The organism is Azospirillum sp. TSO5, assembly GCF_003116065.1.
In the GTDB taxonomy this organism is placed as follows: Bacteria; Pseudomonadota; Alphaproteobacteria; order Azospirillales; family Azospirillaceae; genus Azospirillum.
In genome coordinates this window covers 24,788-42,877 of record NZ_LGQY01000060.1, presented here as the reverse complement: position 1 = coordinate 42,877, position 18,090 = coordinate 24,788, and the positions used below count along the sequence as shown (strand labels likewise).

The 18,090-nt window shown below is 71.4% G+C and carries 10 protein-coding genes; 1 reads left to right on the top strand and 9 read right to left on the bottom strand.

Annotated features, from left to right (window positions below; genetic code table 11):
- Positions 1 to 109: 109 nt before the first annotated feature.
- From addA to TSO5_RS17085, 6 genes are all read right to left on the bottom strand, one after another.
- Entirely contained in the window at positions 110 to 3,634 is a 3,525-nt protein-coding gene (gene addA / locus TSO5_RS17115; protein WP_109152682.1) for a double-strand break repair helicase AddA, read from the bottom strand.
- 214 nt (positions 3,635 to 3,848) lie between these two features.
- A complete protein-coding gene (gene addB, locus TSO5_RS17105) occupies positions 3,849 to 6,809 on the bottom strand; it encodes a double-strand break repair protein AddB (RefSeq protein WP_109152680.1) in 2,961 nt (986 codons plus the stop codon).
- A 175-nt stretch (positions 6,810 to 6,984) separates the two neighbouring features.
- Positions 6,985 to 7,725 carry a nucleotidyltransferase family protein gene (locus TSO5_RS17100; protein ID WP_109152679.1) on the bottom strand — a complete coding sequence of 247 codons (741 nt, stop codon included), beginning with the start codon at positions 7,723 to 7,725 and terminating at the stop codon, positions 6,985 to 6,987.
- Position 7,726: 1 nt separating this feature from the next.
- Positions 7,727 to 8,755: a phosphotransferase gene (locus TSO5_RS17095; RefSeq protein ID WP_109152678.1), complete on the bottom strand. Its 1,029-nt coding sequence runs from the start codon at positions 8,753 to 8,755 to the stop codon at positions 7,727 to 7,729.
- A gap of 11 nt (positions 8,756 to 8,766) precedes the next feature.
- Entirely contained in the window at positions 8,767 to 9,249 is a 483-nt protein-coding gene (tsaE, locus tag TSO5_RS17090; RefSeq protein ID WP_109152677.1) for a tRNA (adenosine(37)-N6)-threonylcarbamoyltransferase complex ATPase subunit type 1 TsaE, read from the bottom strand.
- Positions 9,250 to 9,316: 67 nt separating this feature from the next.
- On the bottom strand, positions 9,317 to 9,745 hold the full coding sequence (locus tag TSO5_RS17085) for a hypothetical protein (protein ID WP_109073258.1): 429 nt from the start codon (positions 9,743 to 9,745) through the stop codon (positions 9,317 to 9,319).
- Positions 9,746 to 10,043: 298 nt separating this feature from the next.
- Between TSO5_RS17085 and TSO5_RS17080 the strand changes: the two genes are divergently transcribed.
- On the top strand, positions 10,044 to 11,081 hold the full coding sequence (locus tag TSO5_RS17080) for an NAD(P)/FAD-dependent oxidoreductase (RefSeq protein ID WP_109152676.1): 1,038 nt from the start codon (positions 10,044 to 10,046) through the stop codon (positions 11,079 to 11,081).
- A gap of 176 nt (positions 11,082 to 11,257) precedes the next feature.
- Here TSO5_RS17080 and TSO5_RS17075 read toward each other — a convergent pair whose 3' ends face one another.
- From TSO5_RS17075 to dut, 3 genes are all read right to left on the bottom strand, one after another.
- On the bottom strand, positions 11,258 to 13,468 hold the full coding sequence (locus tag TSO5_RS17075) for a PAS domain-containing sensor histidine kinase (protein WP_247870793.1): 2,211 nt from the start codon (positions 13,466 to 13,468) through the stop codon (positions 11,258 to 11,260).
- A gap of 261 nt (positions 13,469 to 13,729) precedes the next feature.
- Positions 13,730 to 17,482, bottom strand: coding sequence for a response regulator (locus tag TSO5_RS17070; protein ID WP_109152674.1), 3,753 nt, complete (start codon positions 17,480 to 17,482; stop codon positions 13,730 to 13,732).
- Between the two features lie 128 nt (positions 17,483 to 17,610).
- Positions 17,611 to 18,066: a dUTP diphosphatase gene (gene dut / locus TSO5_RS17065; protein WP_109152673.1), complete on the bottom strand. Its 456-nt coding sequence runs from the start codon at positions 18,064 to 18,066 to the stop codon at positions 17,611 to 17,613.
- Between the last annotated feature and the right edge of the window lie 24 nt (positions 18,067 to 18,090).

Here is an 18,090-nt window from a genome sequence, read left to right as displayed (position 1 = left end):
GTGGAAGGCCGGCGGCCATCGCCCCGTCAGTGGAATTGAGCAAAATGTAGGGCGGAGGCGCCCGGCCGGTCAAGTCACCCCATCTTTCGGGTGAGCCGCCGGCCGCTCCTCATCCCACCCTTGGTGCCAGTCCGGCCGCCGCGGCGTCCAGCACCGAGGGCGGCAACTCCATGGTGTAGGGGCCGTCGGTCCACAACAGCACGCAACGCACCCGGCGTCCTGGGTAAACGGCGCGCAACGCCTCGCGGTAGGCCGCCATCTGGCGCCGGTAAACCATTGGCACGTCTTCCAGATCCCGTGGCGGCGGCCGATTGGTCTTATAGTCGACGATCCACACCGTATCGCCGGTCAGCGCCAGCCGGTCGATGCGGCCGGCCAGCGCCCGGCTGCCGTCGCCCAGCGCCACCACGCCGACCAGCGGCACCTCCGCCCGCGAGTCCGGGCCGAACAGATGCGCGAACTCCGCATGGCTCAGCACCGCCAGCGTCTCGCGCGCGATGGCGTCCTGCTGCTCCGGCGTCAGCTTGTGCGCCGGGCGGGCGAGGAAGCGGCGGCAGGCGGCCTCCCGCGCCTCCTCGGCCAGATTGGGCAGCGTCTGCAACAGCCGGTGCACCAGCAGGCCGCGGCGGAAGCGCTGGCCATCGTCGTTGCCAAGCGGAGAGCGCACCGCCGGCTCCTCGCCGTCCGGCCGGGAGGGAGTCAGGGGGCGTGACGGCTCCGGCTCGCCCGGCGCCGGTTCGCCGATCCAGGGCGGCGGCGGCTCGGCGGACGCGCTTTCTTCCGTCTCGACATGGCGCGGCACCACGGCGGTCTGGGGGCCGATCAGCCGCCAGCCGTCGCCGGTCCAGCCGTCGGGACAGAGGCCGGTGAAGTCGAAGGGATGCGGCACGCCGTTGTCGCGCATCGCCTCCTCGACCAGCCGGTACCAGCAATCGTCGGACGGCTCGCGCTTGCCCTGGTGGCCGCAGATGTAGAGCCGGTCCTCCGCCCGCGTCAGCGCGACATAGAGCAGCCGGCGGTATTCCTGGTCGCGCCGCCGGTTGGCCCGCGCCCGCGCCTCGGCGCACAGCGCATCCTCCTGGGACCGGCGGGCGGCGAACAGCGGCACCGGGCAGTCGTCGTCCGGCCACAGGATCGGTGGGCTCTGCGTCGGGCTGCCCAGCGTGTCGGGCAGGAAGACGATCGGCGCCTGCAAGCCCTTGGAGCCGTGGACGGTCATGATCCGCACGGTGCCGCCGCCCTGTTCCAGCTCGCGCTTGATCTCCGCGTCGCTGGCCGCCAACCAGGCGAGGAAATTCTGCAGGGACGGCGGTTCGGTCTTCTCGAAGGCGAGGCAGACGGCCAGGAACTCCTCCAGCGGGTCCTGGGCGTCGGGGCCGAGCCGCTTCAGGATCGCACGCCGTCCCGAGCGATCGTCGGCCGGGCAGGGCCGGTTCAGCAGCCCGGCGAACAGCTCGTAGGGGGCCGAGAAGTCGGTGCGCGCCAGCAGATCGCCCAGATAGCGCCGGGCCGGGCGGAACTCCGGTTCCGTCTCCGCCAGCGCCACCAGCGAGCGCCACAGCGTGCCGCGCCGGCCATGGGCGACGCGGAACAGCTCCTCTTCCGTCAACCCGATCAGCGGACCCTTCAGCACGGTGGCGAGCGTCAGGTCGTCGTCGGGCAGCAGCAGGAAGTCGGCCAGCGCCACCAGATCCATCACCGCCAGCTGTTCGGTCAGTACCATGCGGTCGACACCGGCCACCGGCACGCCGCGGTCCTTCAGCGCGCGGACCAGTTCGGTGACGAAGGCGGTGCGGCGGCGCACCAGCACCATGACGTCGCCGGGCTGAACCGGCCGGCCCTTGGCCTCCAGCGTCTCGCCGCTGTCGATCCAGCGATGCACCGTCGCCGCGATGACCGAGGCGAGGCGGGCCGACGGCGAGTCGGCGGACTCGCGCGCCACCGGCGGCGCCCAGGCCGGCGTCTCGATGGCCTCGGCCGGCTTCACCGGCGGCCACAGCTCGACCAGACCGGCCTGTCCGCGGCGGAAGGCGCGGTGACGGATGACCGGGCTGGCGTCGGACGCCACGCCGTCGCGGGCACGGTCGATGGCGAAGACGGCATCCACCGTCTCCAGCACCGCGGAGGTCGAGCGGAAGGAGATGTCGAGGTCCACCCCCGCCCACAGCCGCTCGGCCGACTCCGCCTTGTCCTGGAAATGGCGGCGCATGCGGGCGAATTCGGCGGGATCGGCGCGCTGGAAGCTGAAGATCGACTGCTTCTCGTCGCCAACCGCGAAGACGGTGCGGATCTTGCCGTCGGGCGCCGCGGCCTCCAGTTCGGCGAAGAACTCGCCGGCCAGCGACGCGACGATGGACCACTGGTCGGGGTTGGTGTCCTGCGCCTCGTCGATCAGAATATGGTCCAGGCCGCCGTCCAGCTTGTACAGCACCCAGGGCACGCGCGCCGCCTTGCCGTCGCCGCCGCTCAGCAGCCGGTTGGCCGCCAGGATCAGATCGTCGTAATCCAGCAGCGCGCGCGCCGCCTTGCGCTCGCGATAGGCGTCCAGCATCGCCTGCGCCAGCGTCAGCAGCGCGGTGGTGGAGGCGGCGACGCCGGCTGCCTTCACCCGCTCCGATATCTCCACCAGCCGCTCCGCCTCCTTTTGCAGGGACAAGAGCGCCTGCGGATAGGCGGTGGCCGGCTTCTTGGTGATGAGGGTCTTGCGCGGGCTGCCCTCGGCCGTCAGGAACAGGCGCTTGTAGGCCTCGAACGCCCGCACCCGGCGGTCGGCGGCGTCCAGCCAGTGCTGGATGGCGATGCCGCGCTCCTGATCGCCGGCGCTGCCGCCCGACAGCGCCCGGCAGGCTTCGCGCAGGGCCGGCGGGTCGCACTGGTCGTCGTGGCAGGCGTGGCTCAGGATCGACTCCTCGGTCACGCCGGGCGGCACCCCAAGCCGGTCGTGGATGGCGTCGATCAGTCCATCCAGACCGTGGAAGCGCTCGAATAGCTTCTCCACCTGACCGCGCTGGCTGGCCAGCTCCGCCAGCAGCCCGGCGAAGTCCTCCGCGTTCAGGTCGCCGGTCAGCCGGCCCATGGCGCGGCCGAGCGGGCTGTCCGGTTCGGTGCGGCCGGCATGCAGCACGGCGTCGCGCGCCTCGGTCAGCAGCCCGTCGGCGGTGCGGTCGTCCATCACGTCGAAATGCGGCGCCAACTCGGCTTCCAGCGGGAAGCGGCGCAGCAGCGACTGGCAGAAGGCGTGGATGGTCTGGATCTTCATGCCGCCGGGGCAGTCCACCACCTGGGCAAACAGGCGGCGCGCGTTCAGCCGCGCCTCCATCGACGGCCGCTCGCCGCAGAGGTCGGCCAGCCGGTCCTCCAGCGACTCGTCGGGCAGGGTCGCCCATAGGCCGAGCGTCCGGTTGATGCGGATCGCCATTTCCGCCGCCGCGGCCTTGGTGAAGGTCAGGCAGAGGATGCGCGCCGGCGGCGTGCCGGACAGCATCAGCCGCAGCACCCGGTCGGTCAGCACCTTGGTCTTGCCCGACCCGGCCGACGCCCCGACCCACACCGACGCCGTCGGATCGGACGCCCGCCGCTGCGCCACGTTGGGATCGAGCGGCAGGGTGCGGGGGGACAGGTCGGTCATGGTCATTGGCGATGCTTCCGGTGCCGGGGCGATATGCTCCCTCTCCCGTTCCGGGAGAGGGAAGGGGCCCAAGCGAAGCTTGGGAAGGGTGAGGGGGAGTACAAGGAACCATGCGGTTCGGGATGCTTGGGCCACCCCTCACCCTCCCCACGCCTGCGGCGCGGGTCCCCTCCCTCTCCCGGGGCGGGAGAGGGCGATTCCTTGCTCACTCCCCCTTCCATCACTCGCCCTCCCCGCCGCCCGACGACCATTCCTGGACGCGGGCCAGATGGGCGTAGTCGGTGTAGCGCGGCGCCATAGCCGGCCGTGGACGCGAGCGGTAGGGGGTGTTCGGGTCGTCGAACTGCGCGATCAGCGCCTCCAGGCCGGCGCGCGCTTCTTCACCCAATACGGCGGGGTCGCCCTTCACCGGCTTTTCCTCGCCGGCCGGGTCGCCGCCGGACAGGCGCCAGAAGGTCAGCTCGGCCACCGCGCCCTTGTCCACCCCGCTGAACCCGCCCGCCGCGGCGATGGCGGCCTCAAGCGGCAACTGTGGGGCGAAGCCAAGCTCGATTTCCCGCGTGCTCGGCGGGGTGCCGGTCTTGTAGTCGATCACCACCAGCCCGTCGGGGCCACGGTCGATGCGGTCGGCCTTGGCGGTCAGGGTGAAGGGGCCGCCGGGGCCGGACAGCTCCAACCGGCCGGGCACCTCAGTCGCCAGCGGGCGGAGGCGGGGACGGCGTTCGCGCTCCAGATCGACGAACCAGCCGGCCACCCGCTCGAAGCGTGGCCACCAGAAGGCCCAGACGTCGGGATGGCTGCGCAGCAGCGGCCCGAACCGGTCCCGCCCCAGCGCGATCAGCCGATCGAGCGCATCGTGTGGCAGCGGTCCGGGATACTCGCGGACGAAGGCGTCGAGCGTGTCGTGGATGATCTGGCCACGGTCGGACGCCCCCGGATCGGCGGCGATGGGGTCGAGCGCGCGCAGCCGCAGGGCGTGCCGGGCATAGATGGCGTAGGGATCGCGCATCCAGGTCTCGATCTCCGTCACCGACAGCTTGCGCGGCCGGGCGGTCAGCGGTGGGCGCGGTTCCGGCGCCGCCACCGGTTGCACGCGGTCCGGCTCGTCCAGCCCGCGCGCCCAGCCAAGCCAGCAGGCGCCGCGCTCCTCGATCGCGCCGTCCAGCCCCAGCGCCTTCAGCACGGTTTCCAGCCGCAGGAGCCAGCGCGACGGCACGGTCGGCGTGCCCTCCACCCGTGCCGCGCGGGTCAGCACCACCTCCGGCGCGCCGCAGGCGTGGGCGAAGTCGTGGGCCGACATGCCGACCAGCCGTTCCGGGCTGGGCAGACCGAAATCACGCCGCATCGGCCGCGACATCCAGGGATCGGCGGAGGCGGCCGGCGGCCAGGTTCCCTCGTTCAGCCCGCCCAGGATGGTCAGGTCGAGATGCTGGAGGCGCGCCTCCATCGGACCCAGGATGAACAGGCGCGGGTGCAGGCCATAGCGGGGACGCACCGCCCGCGCGCTCATCAGCGCGTCGAGCAGGGCCGGGTAATCCTTGGCCGGGATCGTCGGGAAGCCCTCCGCCGCATCCAGCAGGTCGTGGACGAAGCGCGCCGCCTCCTCGCCGTCGTCCTGCCGCCACAGCCGCTCCGCCCCGGTCAGTTCGTCGTCGGCGGCCAGCGATTCGCAGAAGGCGACATGGGCGCGCACGAGGTCGGCCAGCGGCGTATCGCTGGTCAGCGCCTCAAGGAAGGGAGCGGCGCGCTGGCCGATGTCGACAAGCCAGCCGCGCAGGAACTCCTGCTGTTCCTCATGGTCGAAGCGGTCGGCCTGCTCCAGCGCGGCCAGCACGCCGTCGAACCCCTCGGCCGGGCGCGGGCCGCGCAGCACGATGCGTTCCAGCGCGCGGGCGGCGGCGCGGAAATCCGCCGAGTCGCGGCCGCCCGCCGCCATCGGGTGCTTGGCCAGCGCCAGCAGGGCCAGTGGATGGACGCGGCTCGCCACCAGCTCCGCAGTCAGCCGCAGATAGGTGCCGACCGCGGTGTGGGCGAGCGGCTGGCCGCCCGAGTCGTTGACCAGGATGCCCCAGCGCGCCAGCGCCATGGCGACCCGGCGGCCCAGGTTGCGGTCGGGGGTGATGAGGGCGGCGGTCTTGGTCGGCGTTTCCAGCGCATGGCGCATCAGCAACGCGATGACCTGCGCCTCTTCCTCGGACGTGGCGGCGTCGATGCGGGTCAGCCCGTCCAGCGCCGAGGCATCCACGCCGGACAGCTCGCGCCAGCCCTCGGTGGTCGCCGCCGGGCGCATCGCCTCGGCGATCAGGCGGGCGCGGGCGCCGCGCGGCTCGGTCGCGTCGGTCCAGGGCTGTACCTCTTGTCGTTCTACGCTGAGATGACGGATCAGTTGCGATAGCCCGTGCTGTGGATGAGATTCATCCTGCTCAATCGCCTGCCAGATCTCTTCCTCGGTCCCCGTGTCGAGGCCGGGCAGCACCACCGCCCCGTGCGGCAGCCGGGCGATGACAGATAGCAGGTCGGACGCGGCGACGATGGAGCCGGTGGAGCCGGCGGCGATCACCATGCCTGGCGGCGGGGCTGCCTGCCAGAGAGCGGCCTGCGTCTCCAGCGTCAGGTTCCGGCGCTTGGCCGGGTCGGCTTCTCCGGTCGACTCGAGGATGGCAGGCCAGTTAGTAACGATGATGTTGAGAAATTCTAATGTCTTCTGCCAGTGCTCTGCGTAATCATCGGGAACGAGGTTATGGAGCCGCTCGAAATCGATACGTTCTGTCCATACCGCATCAATTAGCCGTCCCAAATCTGCTCCGAGACGCACCGCCTGCGCCGTGGTTGCCGGCAGCGGGCTTGCCAGGATCAGCCGCGCCAGCGTCATCTGCCGGTTCAGCGGTGAGATCGCTTCCGGCAGGTCGAGCGGGACGTCGGGCAGTTCCTCCTCGGTCAGGCTGAGGTCGCCGGCGTCGAGTTCGCCCAGCGGCGCCATGCGCGGCAGCAGCGTCGGCTGCCCGCCCGACCGCCGCAGGAAGGCCGCCTGCAGCGCCCGGCAGGCGCGCCGCGTCGGCAGCAGCACGGTGACCCCGGCCAGCGCCATCGGGTCGCCGCCCACCCGCTCTATGATCCCCGCCGCCAGCATGTCGACGAAGGGCGCGCCCGCGGGGATGCTGTAGACTTTTGGGTGGATCATGGACTTTCCAGATTAGTGCTGGATGGTGCAGGCGCCGAGTGCCCCCTCCCCAACCCTCCCCCGCTTCGCGGGAGAGGGAGTAAGTGCAAGGGCGGCGGAGTTCCCTCTCCCTCGAAGAGGGGGAGGGCTAGGGAGGGGGCAAAACGTCCCGTTGAGTATAGCTCGACCGCCGCCCTCAATGCGCCACCGCCCGCACGCCGCCGATGGCCAGCAGATCCTCGGCTTCCCGAAGCCCGGCGGGTGTGCCGATGTGGAACCACAGCCCGTCATGGGCAAGGCCGAACAGCCGGCCCGCCGCCTGCGCGCGGTCCCAGATCAGGTTGGTGGAGAAGGCGCCGTCGGGCGTGTCGGCCGCGAACAGCTCCGGCTTGACGATCTGCACCCCGGCATAGACGAAGGGTGCCAGTTCGCGCTCGCCGCGGCGGGTCAGGCCGCCCAGCGGGTCCATGTGATAGTCGCCGAGCCCGTCATAGCCGACCGACTTGGTCGTCGCCATCAGCAGGAGCAGCGCGTCCATCTCCGCCGGGTTCCAGTGCGATGCTAGGCGGCGCAGAGCCGGCACCGGCCCGTCCAGCCAGAAGATGTCGGCATTCACGGTGTAGACCGGCGCCGTGCCGAGATGGGGCAGGGCGTTCTTCACGCCGCCGCCGGTCTCCAGCAGCGTGTCCTCCGGCGACAGGGTGATGGCGGGGGTGGTGCGGCCCTTCAGATGCTCCCCGATCATCGCGCCGAGATAGTGGCTGTTGACCACCGCCCGGCCGACGCCGGCCTCGGCCAGCCGGTCCAGCGCATGGTCCAGCATCGGCTTGCCCAAAACCGGGATCAGCGGCTTCGGACGGTCGTTGGTCAGCGGGCGCATGCGCAGGCCCTGGCCTGCGGCCAGCACCATCGCGGTCTGGGGAATGGTCACGGTCATCTCAGATCGTCTCCGGAACGACGAAGGCGGCACGGGTCTCGGGCGGCAGATGGCGGTCGAACCAGGCGGCGACCGGCGCCAGCTCCGGCTTCGCCAACTGGGCCTCCAGCAGGCGCCAGACCCGCGGCAGATGGACAAGGTAGGACCGCCGCCCCTGGCTCAGCGCCAGACGGACGAAGATGGCGACGATCCGCGTGTGGCGCGCCGCCCCCAGCACCGCCATGGCGCGGCGGAAGGCGGCGGCATCGGTCTCGGGGAAGGCGGCGAGATAGCGCGCGACCATCGCCTCCGCCAACTCGGGCGCCACGTCGCGCCGCGCATCCTCCAGCAGGGAGACGAGGTCGTAGGCGCGCGGTCCCCAGCCGGCACTCTGGAAGTCGATCAGCCCGGCGGCCTTCACCCCCAGCCGATCCAGCCGCATCAGGTTGTCGACGTGATAGTCGCGCAGCAGAAGCGACGGCGCACCGGCGCAGACCGGCTCCAGCACCATCCGCCATGCCGTATCGAAATTGGAACGATCCGCGTCGCTCAAGGCCCGTCCCGTCGCCACCGGCACATAGGCGTCGATGAACAGCCGGGTCTGGGCGATGAACAGGTCCGGATCGTAGACGGGCAGGGCCAGCCGCTGCGCCGCTCCCTCCGGCCAGCCGCGGTGGATGACGATCAGCGCGTCGGTCGCTATCTCGTAGAGCGGTTGGGGATCGGCACCGTCGGCAAGCAGGCGGGAGAATGTTTCGCTTCCGAAATCATCCTGTATCGCCAAACCCCGTTCCACATCGGACGCAAGCACGGCGGGAACCGACAGCCCGATGGCTGCCAGTTCGGCGCCGATGGCGATGAAGGGCACGAGGTCGTCGGTGGGGGCGGGCGTGTCGACCAGGATCAGCGTGCCGCCATCGCCCTTGCGGAGGCGTTCGTAGCGGCGGGCGGAGGCATCGCCGGCCAGCGGCTCCCGCGCCGCGCCGGACAGGCCGTTGGCGGCGAGGAAGGCGGCGATCTCCGCTTCCCGCGCGGAAGAAACGACGGACATTACAGGGGGCATCACAGCGTCCAGTCGGCGGCGGCGACCCGTGCCGCCAGCGCGCCATGGCCGGTCAGCGTGGCGCGGCGGGCATCGGGGCCGTCATGCTCCATGGTCACCTCGACCCGGTCGGGTGGCAGCAGCGGACCCAGCCGGTCCGGCCATTCCACCAGCGCCACCGCCTCGGCCCGCGCGTCGTCCCAGCCCAGCTCATACACCTCGTCCGGCCCCGACAGGCGGTAGAGGTCGAAATGCCAGACCGGGCCGATGGCGGTGTCGTAGGTCTGCACCAGGGTGAAGGTGGGGGACGGCACCTCGGCGTCCTCATGGGTGACGCTGCGGATCAGGGCCCGCGACAGCGCCGACTTGCCGGCGCCGAGGTCGCCGCGCAGGGCCACGAGGTCGCCCGGCCGCAGCAGGCCACCCAGCCGGCGGCCCAGCGCCGCGGTGGCGGTCTCGTCCGGCAGCGGGAGGGTGACGGTATGGTGGGGAGTGTCCGACATGGCGCGGATACTGTGCGAAGCCGCTGCCCGCCCGCAAGCCGGAAAGAGGGGTGGGTCGGCGGCAGACTTACCGGCCGATCCGCCGCTTGGGCGACAGCCGGTCCGCCGCTCCCGATCCTGCGCCTTCTGCCGCGCCGGCCACCACCAGCCGCGGCGCCTTGTTGAAGTTCATGGTGATCATCAGCGTCAGCGCGCCGTTGATCAGGTGCAGCATCTTGTCGGATGCCACCGGCAGGGGGATGCGTCGGCCCATGCAATAGCCGACCAGCGCCGCCGTCACCTCGGTTTCGGCCAGCACCAGCTCGGTCACCGCACCGTCGTCGTCGGTGATGCTCAGGCGGGTTTCGATGCCCTCCTGCTCCGGCCCCTCGTTGCGGTGATAGACGATCTTGGACACGGTGCCGACCGGCAATGTGTCCTTCACCCGCCGTCGGCGGTCCAGCACGGCCCGCACCACCTCCTGGTCGGTGAAGACCAGACACCGAAGTTCCTTCATTCCGGGCCTCCACCCGACCGGCCTCCAGGCAAAGAAAGCCTGGTCATCCGCCGCCGACCTTCACTTTCCGCTTCGCCACCGCCGCGTGCAATCGACAAATTTAAGCGAATTTATGCGAAATTGTTGCTCGGCTCGGCCCGACCCAAAGGCTCCGTCGTCCTGCCTCGCACGCGACACAGCAGCGCTTTCCCCTTGCGGGGGGTTGACCCGGCCGGGAAATGCGGACAATGGAAGGACCGTTCGCCGACCCTTCCGCATCATCCTCCACCCGGCACCCCGTCTCAAGGAATTGGCTTTCATGTCGCAGACCGCCTCCAGCCACGATGTCCTCACCACCGATGTCGTCATCGTCGGCGCCGGCCCCGTCGGGCTGTTCGCCGTGTTCGAATGCGGCATGCTGAAGATGCGCTGCCATGTGGTGGACGCGCTGGACATGGTCGGCGGCCAGTGCACGGCGCTTTACCCGGAAAAGCCGATCTACGACATCCCGGCCCATCCCTCCATCGAGGCGGCCGACCTGATCGACCGGCTGGCGGAGCAGGCCGCCCCCTTCTCGCCCACCTATCACCTGGGCCAGCAGGTGGAGAAGCTGACCCGCCAGGACAGCGGGCGCTGGCTGGTGGAGACCAGCATCGGCACGAAGATCGACACCCAGGCGGTGATCATCGCCGCCGGCAGCGGCGCCTTCGGCCCCAACCGCCCGCCGCTCGACGGATTGGAGGCGTATGAGGGCAAGTCGGTCTTCTACATGGTGCGCCGCCGCCAGGACTTCGCCGGCAAGAAGGTGGTGATCGCCGGCGGCGGTGACAGCGCGGTCGATTGGGTCATCTCGCTGGCCGACGTGGCGGAGCGCGTCTATGTCGTCCACCGCCGTCCGAAGTTCCGCGCCGCGCCCGAAAGCGTCGCCCGCATGGAAGCGTTGGTGCGCGAGGGGCGGGTCGAGATGGTGGTGCCCTATCAGCTGTCCGGCCTGGATGGGGAGAACGGCCAGCTGACCGCCGTTCGCGTCGCCACGCTGGACGGCGAGGAAAAGGCGCTGCCGGCCGACGCCATGCTCGCCTTCTTCGGCCTGTCGATGAATCTCGGGCCGATCGCCGACTGGGGCCTGGATCTGGAGCGCAGCCACATCGCGGTGGCCCAGCCCGGCTGTGCCACCAACGTGCCGGGCGTCTTCGCCATCGGCGACATCGCGACGTATCCCGGCAAGCTGAAGCTGATCCTCTGCGGCTTCGCCGAAGCGGCGCAAGCCGCCCACGCCATCCGCCCGCTGGTCTATCCCGGCGAGGCGCTGCACTTCGAGTACTCGACCTCGAAGGGCGTCCCCGGCGCGGCGTGAGTGGCGTTCCAATCCTTGCGGCTGCCGAGGGAGGCTCGAACCTCGAACCTTTCTCGGCCGTCATTCCCGCGAAGGCGGGAATCCAGCCGGTTCAAGTGCTTATGTGCTGAGTTTCCTGGTTCCCCGCCTTCGCGGGGATGACGGCCGAAGATACTTCGGCAGAGATGTCCACACTCCTACTCTGCCCTCACCCCGTTCACCGGGGCCCGCACCGGCATGATGCAGCGGACATGGGCGCTGCGGTAGACCCCGGCGGCGCCGGTCTCGTCCAGCTCCAGCCGGCCACCATGCAGCTCCACCACGTTGCGGGCCAGCGACACGCCCAGCGCCGCGGCCCCCTGCGGGTCGGCGTCGGGCGCGGCGGCGCCGCTGACCGATAGGGTGATGCTGCCGTTCAACCGCTCTCCGGCCAGGCGGATGCGGCGGTCGGACGGCGGGTTGCGGATGGCGCCCACCACCAGGGTGAACAGCGCCTGCTTCAGCCGCTTGCCGTCGCCCTCCATCTCGCCCAGCGCCTCCGGCGCCACCACCTCCAGCCGCAGCCCCTCGCGCCGCGCCCAGTCGCGGGTCAGGCCGGCCACCGACTCGAGCAGGTCGGGCAGGTTGACCGCGCCGCGGTCCAGCGTGGTGACGCCGGCCCCCAGGCTGGTCAGGTCGACCACGTCGTCGATCAGCTCCAGCAGGCGCTGGCCGGCCGTCAGCATGCTGCGCACATACTCCATCTGGCGGTCGTTCAGCTCGCCGAAATACTGGTTCGCCAGCATCTCGGCGAAGCCGATGATGCCGTTCAGCGGCGTGCGCAGATGGTGGGAGACGTTGGCGATGAACTCGCTCTTCAACTGGTCGGCGGCCTCCAGCGCCGCGTTGGAGGCGCGCAGCGCCGTCTCCAGCCGGGCGCCGTCGGTGACGTCCAGATAGCTGTTCAGCACCGCCCCGTCGGGCAGCGGCAGGGTGGAGAACTCAACCACCGACCCGTCGCTGCGCTCCACCCGGCCGGAGCGGACGCTGCGCTCCAGCGTGGCGCCGATCAGCTCTTCCTTCAGCGCGTCCCAGGTGGCGGCCTCGCCCGGCCGGTCCGCACCCTTTTCCGCGATCTTGTCCACCGGCTGCATCTCCAGCAGCGGACGCATGCGTTCGATGACGTCGGCGATGTGCGGTTCGCCGTGCAGGTCGCCGTCGGCCAGATCCCAGATGCGGGCGAAGGCCGGGTTGGACAGCTTCAGCCGGCCGTCGCCGCCGAACACGGCGATGCCCTCCGCCAGATTGTCCAGCGTCTCCTGCTGCACCGCCATCAGCGTGTTGTAGGAGGATTCCAGCGCCAGCGTGTTGGTCACGTCCTCCAGGATGGTGATCAGCCCGCCCTGCGGGTGCGGCGCGGCCAGATGGCGCAGCGTCGTGCCGTCCGGCAGGTGCAGCATCTCCTCCACCGGCTCGACCAGATGGGTGTAGCGGGTCAGCCGCTCGCGCTTGAAGGTCTGGTAGTCGGCATATTCCGGCAGGCGGCGGCGGGCGCGCAGCTCTTCCAGCAGTTCGGCGTTGGTCGGTTCGGTGCGCAGCCATACCTCGTCCAGCTCCCACAGCCGGGCATAGGCCTGGTTGAAGAAGGTCAGGCGGGTGTCGGGGCCGAAGATGGCGATGGCGGTGCCCAGCCGCTCCAGCACCTCCGCATGGGCGGTCAGGTGACGGTCCAGCTCGCCGCGCAATTCCTCCAGCGGGGTCAGGTCGAGGGCATACCCGACCACCAGCGTGCCGCCGCCGTCGGTCAGCGGCAGCGGCGCCTCCGTCACCTCCAGCAGGCGGCGTTCGGTGCCGATCACCACGGGGGCGCGGTCGGACTGGGCGAAGCCGCCGCTGCGCGCCCGTTCGGCCAGCGCCCGGCCGGTGGCGGTCAACTCTCGCCCCTCCGTCACCACGCTGTCGGGATCGCCGTCGACGGCGCGGGCATAGGCGCGGTTGCACCAGGACAGCCGCAGCGAGCGGTCGCGCATCCACACCGGCACCGGCAGCGCGTCGGCCATCGCCTGCAACTCGGCAAGGCGGGAGCGCGCGGCCCCCGTCGCCTGCTCCTGACGCCGCGTGGCATCGCTGGCGGCGTCGCGGGCGACGGTCACATCCTCGATCCACACCACGTCGCAATGGGTATCGCCCGCCCGTCCGCGCCGGCCGGTCAGCACCAGCCGCCGCCCGTCGGGCGCCACCGCCTCGCAGCGGAAGGGCTCGCCGTCCCGGCGCAGGCGGGAGAGGGCGGGGCCGAGGTCCGGCACCGTCAGGCAACCGCTCAGCTCGTCGGCATTGGCAATGCCCAGAAGGGCCGCGGCTTCGTCCGATAACGCGCTGTCGCCCTGGTCGGTCCAGACGCACCAGGGGTGCGGCGCGGCGGCCAGCATGGCGCGCCATCGGTCACGGTCTGCTGCGGCGTGATCGGCTTGGCGCCGGGATTCCTTGTTCCAAAAGAAGCCAGCGAGACCGACCACGCTTTTCACCCCCGGGACCGCCGGGCTTGTCGCTGGCCCGGTCGAATCTGTCGAAATGAATCAAGAAGCGCAGAGTAGTTCAGCCCTCTCCCACCGACAAGCGAACACCCGTCCGCTTTGCGCCTTTTCGAGGTTTCCTTCCCGCCCAGGTAGTTTTCGCTCCGGCACGTCCGGTTACGCCATGGTCTCTTCCGGGCTGGGCACCGTCTCATTCGTGTGACGCAGGGCGTGAATCGCCTTTTCGACCTTCGGGAAGGCGGCGGCCATCGCGCGGGCGTGCCGCTCCACATCCGACGCGCGCGCTTCGACGATGGCGCGTTCCAGCGCGCTGCAGGCGGCGGCCAGCGCCCGCGCGCCCGCCGTCCGTGCCGCTCCCGCCGCCGAATGGGCCGCCGCCCGCGCCTCTTCCATCTCGCCGGAGTCGAGCGCCTGCCGCACCCGTTCCAGCGTCGGCCGCGTCGTCTCGATGAAGAAATCCATCATGTCGAGCGTGCCGGCATCCAACCCGCTCCCTTCCATGCCGCCAAAGGTTTCGCGCACATGGTCGAGGTCGAGCACCGGCAGCGCCTCCTCCTCCATCGGTTCCGGCTGCGGCTCCGGCGTCCGCAGCTCCGGAGCCGCGCGGGGGGCGAGCCAGTGGGCGAGCACGCGCGCGAGCTGGGCCAGCGTCACCGGCTTGGCGAGATAGTCGTCCATGCCGGCGGCAAGGCAGCGTTCCATCTCGCCGGACAGGGCGTTGGCGGTCATGGCGACGATGGGGGTGTGCCGCTGCCCATCCTCTTCCGCCCGGATGCGGCGGGCCAGTTCATAGCCGTCCATCGCCGGCATGTGGCAGTCGGTGATGACCAGCCGGTGCAGTCCACGCCGCCATGCCGCCAGCGCCTGCTCGCCATCGGCCGTCAGCTCCGCCGCATAGCCCAGCCGGCGCAACTGGCGCAGCACGACCTGCTGGTTGGTCGGGTGGTCTTCCGCCACCAGGATCGGGCCCGGATCGGCAGGAACCGGCGGCGGCAGACATGACGGCAGGCCGGGGGCCTCCAGGGCGGGGCCGGCGGCGTCGGGCGCGCTGCGGCCGGTCAGGATGGCAGCGGCGCGGATCAGGGCGGTGCGGTGGACCGGCTGCACCAGTCCCGACATCTGCCCCGAAACCGTGTGGGGAGAGGCGACCGTACCGCCGCCTGTCCTGCCGTCGCCCAGCAGAAGCCGTGGCAGGCCGGGACAGCGGGCGCCGGCCAGCGGCTCCAGCCGTCCGGCCAGCGCCGTGGTGGTGACCAGCAGCCCATAACCGCCGCGCCCCAGCTTCGATGCGGCATCGGCCATCATGGCGGCGGTCGTCACGGTCGCGCCGCCTTGCTCCAGATAGCGGGCCAGCACCGCGCGCTGCACCTCGTCGTCGTCCACCACCAGAACGGACAGGCCGTCCAGCGGCGCCGGGGCGGGTGATGAGCCGGGCGCCGGCTCCGCCGCGCGCGGCAGGTCCACCGTGAACCAGAAGGTCGACCCGCGGCCGGGCGCCGATTCGACGCCGATCCGCCCGCCCATCCGTTCGACCAGCCGGGTGCAGATCGCCAGACCCAGCCCGGTGCCGCCGAAGCGCCGGGTGGTGGAGCTGTCGGCCTGGCTGAAGGGCTGGAACAGCCGCGCCTGCCCCTCCGGCCCGATGCCGATGCCGCTGTCCTCCACCGCCACATGCAGGCGGACATGGTCCGGCCGCGCCGGTGGGGATTGAGTGGGGTCGGCGGCATGGACGCGCAGCACCACCCGGCCGCGGTCGGTGAACTTGATGGCGTTGCCGGTCAGGTTGAACAGGATCTGGCGCAGCCGGCCGGAGTCGCCGCGCAGCCGCTCCGGCACCGAGCGGTCGATGTCGCAGATCAGCGCCAGCCCCTTCTGGTGGGCCTGCGGCGCCAGCAGGTCGGCGACGCCCTCCACCAGCTCGGCCGGGCGCAGGTCGAGATCCTCCAGCTCCAGCTTCCCCGCCTCGATCTTCGACAGGTCCAGGATGTCGTCGATGATCCGCAGCAGCGCCGCCCCGCTGTCCCGCATGGTGGAGACCAGCGTGCGCTGCTCCTCGTCCAGCGGGGTCAGCGCCATCAGCTCCAGCATGCCCAGGACGCCGTTCATCGGCGTCCGGATTTCGTGGCTCATCGTCGCCAGGAATTCCGCCTTCGACCGGGCGGCGATTTCCGCCTGCTCCTTGGCGGCGCGCAGGGCCTCCTCCGCCTGCTTGCGCGCGGTGATGTCGTAGCTCCAGGCCAGCACCGCCGGTTCGCCCTCGAAGCTGGTGCGCTGGAGCGTCTTCAGCGCCCAGACCCGGCTGCCGTCGGGACGGACCACCGCCGCCTCGGCGTCGCGCACCAGCACGCCGCCACTCTCCGGTTCCCGGCCGCTCTGGCCGCCCTGACCGATTGCCCCGGCGGGCAGGGCCGGCGCATGGCGGCTGCCGACGAATTCCTCCAGCGGCCGGCCGGCCAGTTCGGCGGCGCGGGCGTTGGCGAAGGCGACGGTGCCGTCGGCGCGGCGGATGGAGACGCCGACCGGGCTCTGCTCCAGGATGGTGCGCAGCCGGCGCTCGCCCTCGGCCAGTGCGCTTTCGCGGGCGCGGATGGCGGTGACGAAATAGGCCAGCGCGCGGGCCATCTCGCCGATCTCGTCCCAATTTTCGGCCCGGTCTTCAGCCCGGCTGCCGGCCGGGGTGACGGCGGGCAGGTCCAGATCGGGCAACGAATCCGACGTCCCTGCCGGGTCGGCCGTCTCTACCGCCTGCATGGCGCTGCGCAGCCGGCGCAGCCGCGCCACCACGTTGCGGTGGATGTAGGCGAAGATGGCGGCGGCCCCCAGGATCGACAGCACCGCCATGGCGATCACCGCCCGCTTGCCGTCGCGGATCACCCGCTCGAACTCGTCGGAACGGCGGGCGACGTCCTGCTCCACCGCCAGGAAATAGTCGGACACGATGCCGACCAGCTGGTCCGAAACCGCCTGGTTGCGCGCGGCCGACCGCTTGATCGCCCGTTGCAGCGACAGCTCCGCCTCGCGCAGAGCGAACAGGGGGGACGGGCCGAAGGCCTGCTCCGCCACCTCGCGCTGCAGCGGTTCCAGCCGCGCCGCCCGGTCGGGCGGCAGCAGGGCCAGCGCCTCGGCGGCATTGTCCAGCGCGGCGCGGGTGTCGGCCCGGAAGCGGTCGAGCTGGCCGTCGCGGCCGCTGTCTTGCTCTGCCCGCAGCGCCGCCAGCAGCGTGGTCGCCGCTCCGGTCATCTCGCGGCGCCAGCGCTCCAGAGCCGCGCGGCTGCGGTCCGCGGCCTCGGCGTCCGGCAGGCCGGCCCGCAGTTCCATCGGCCAGGGTGCGTCGGCCTCCCGCGTGCCGGCCGCCGCCAACCGGGCGGTCAGGGCGGCCAGCGCCTGGGCGCGGGCGCCGGTCTCGGCGCTGAGGGACAGCTGCTGGCGGACCTGGGCGTTCAGGGTCAGCAGCGTGCCGACCAGTTCGTTCTTGCGGCGGTCCAGCTCGCCCAGATCGGCCCTGCTGCTCTCGGCGTGGCCGTTCCCGGCCCGGTCGGCACGGCGCAGGGTGCCGCCCCCGGTGCCGCCCCCGGTGCCTCCAAGAGCGATCAGCCGGGCGGTCAGCTCCTCCAGCCGCGCCAGCTGCCCGTCCATCCGCGCCATCACCGCGTCGCGCGCGCTCTGGTCGGGGGCGGCGACCAGGGCCGGGGCGATGGCGGCGACGGCGCCGCTCTGCTGCACCAACTGGGCGGCGGCGACCAGCCCCGGCACCTTGGCGGTGGCGATCTGCTCGTATCCCTGGTGAAAGCGCGAGAACAGCGAGACGGCGACGACGCTGGTCGCCGCGGCCAATCCGCCGATGACCGTCAACCCCGCCAGGATGCGGAACGCCACGCTCCGCCCCAGGAACCGCCGGGGACTCCGCATGCCCACCCCCTCGCCCGCTGCCGTTCCTACCCCGACCGGCTAGGTGATCATGCCCCGATCGGCTTGCCGATCATGCCCCGATCGGCTTGCCGATCATGCCATAGAAAGCGGGGTGGGGGAGGGGGAAGTCAGGCGACGCCGGTGGAGCCGAAGCCTCCCGCGCCGCGTGCGGTCTCGTCCAGCGAGTCGACCTCGACCAGCATCGCCTGCGGCGCCTCGGCGATCACCGCCTGGGCGATGCGGTCGCCGCGGGCGATGGTGAAGGGCTCCTCGCCCAGATTGATCAGGCAGACGCCGACCGGGCCGCGGTAGTCGCAATCGACGGTGCCCGGCGTGTTCAGCACCGTGACGCCGTTCTTCACCGCCAGCCCGGAACGCGGCCGGATCTGCATCTCCCAACCCGCCGGCAGCCCGACGGCGAAACCGGTCGGCACCAGCACCCGCTTGCCGGGATCGAGCACGACGGGAGCGTCGGCCGGCACCGCGGCGCGCAGGTCGAACCCGGCGGCTCCCCCGGTGGCGTAGGAGGGCAGCGGCAGGTCGTCGTTGCCGGGCAGGCGGAGGAAGGCGACGGTGGGGGGCATGGGGGGTCCTGTGGTTGGTGAGGT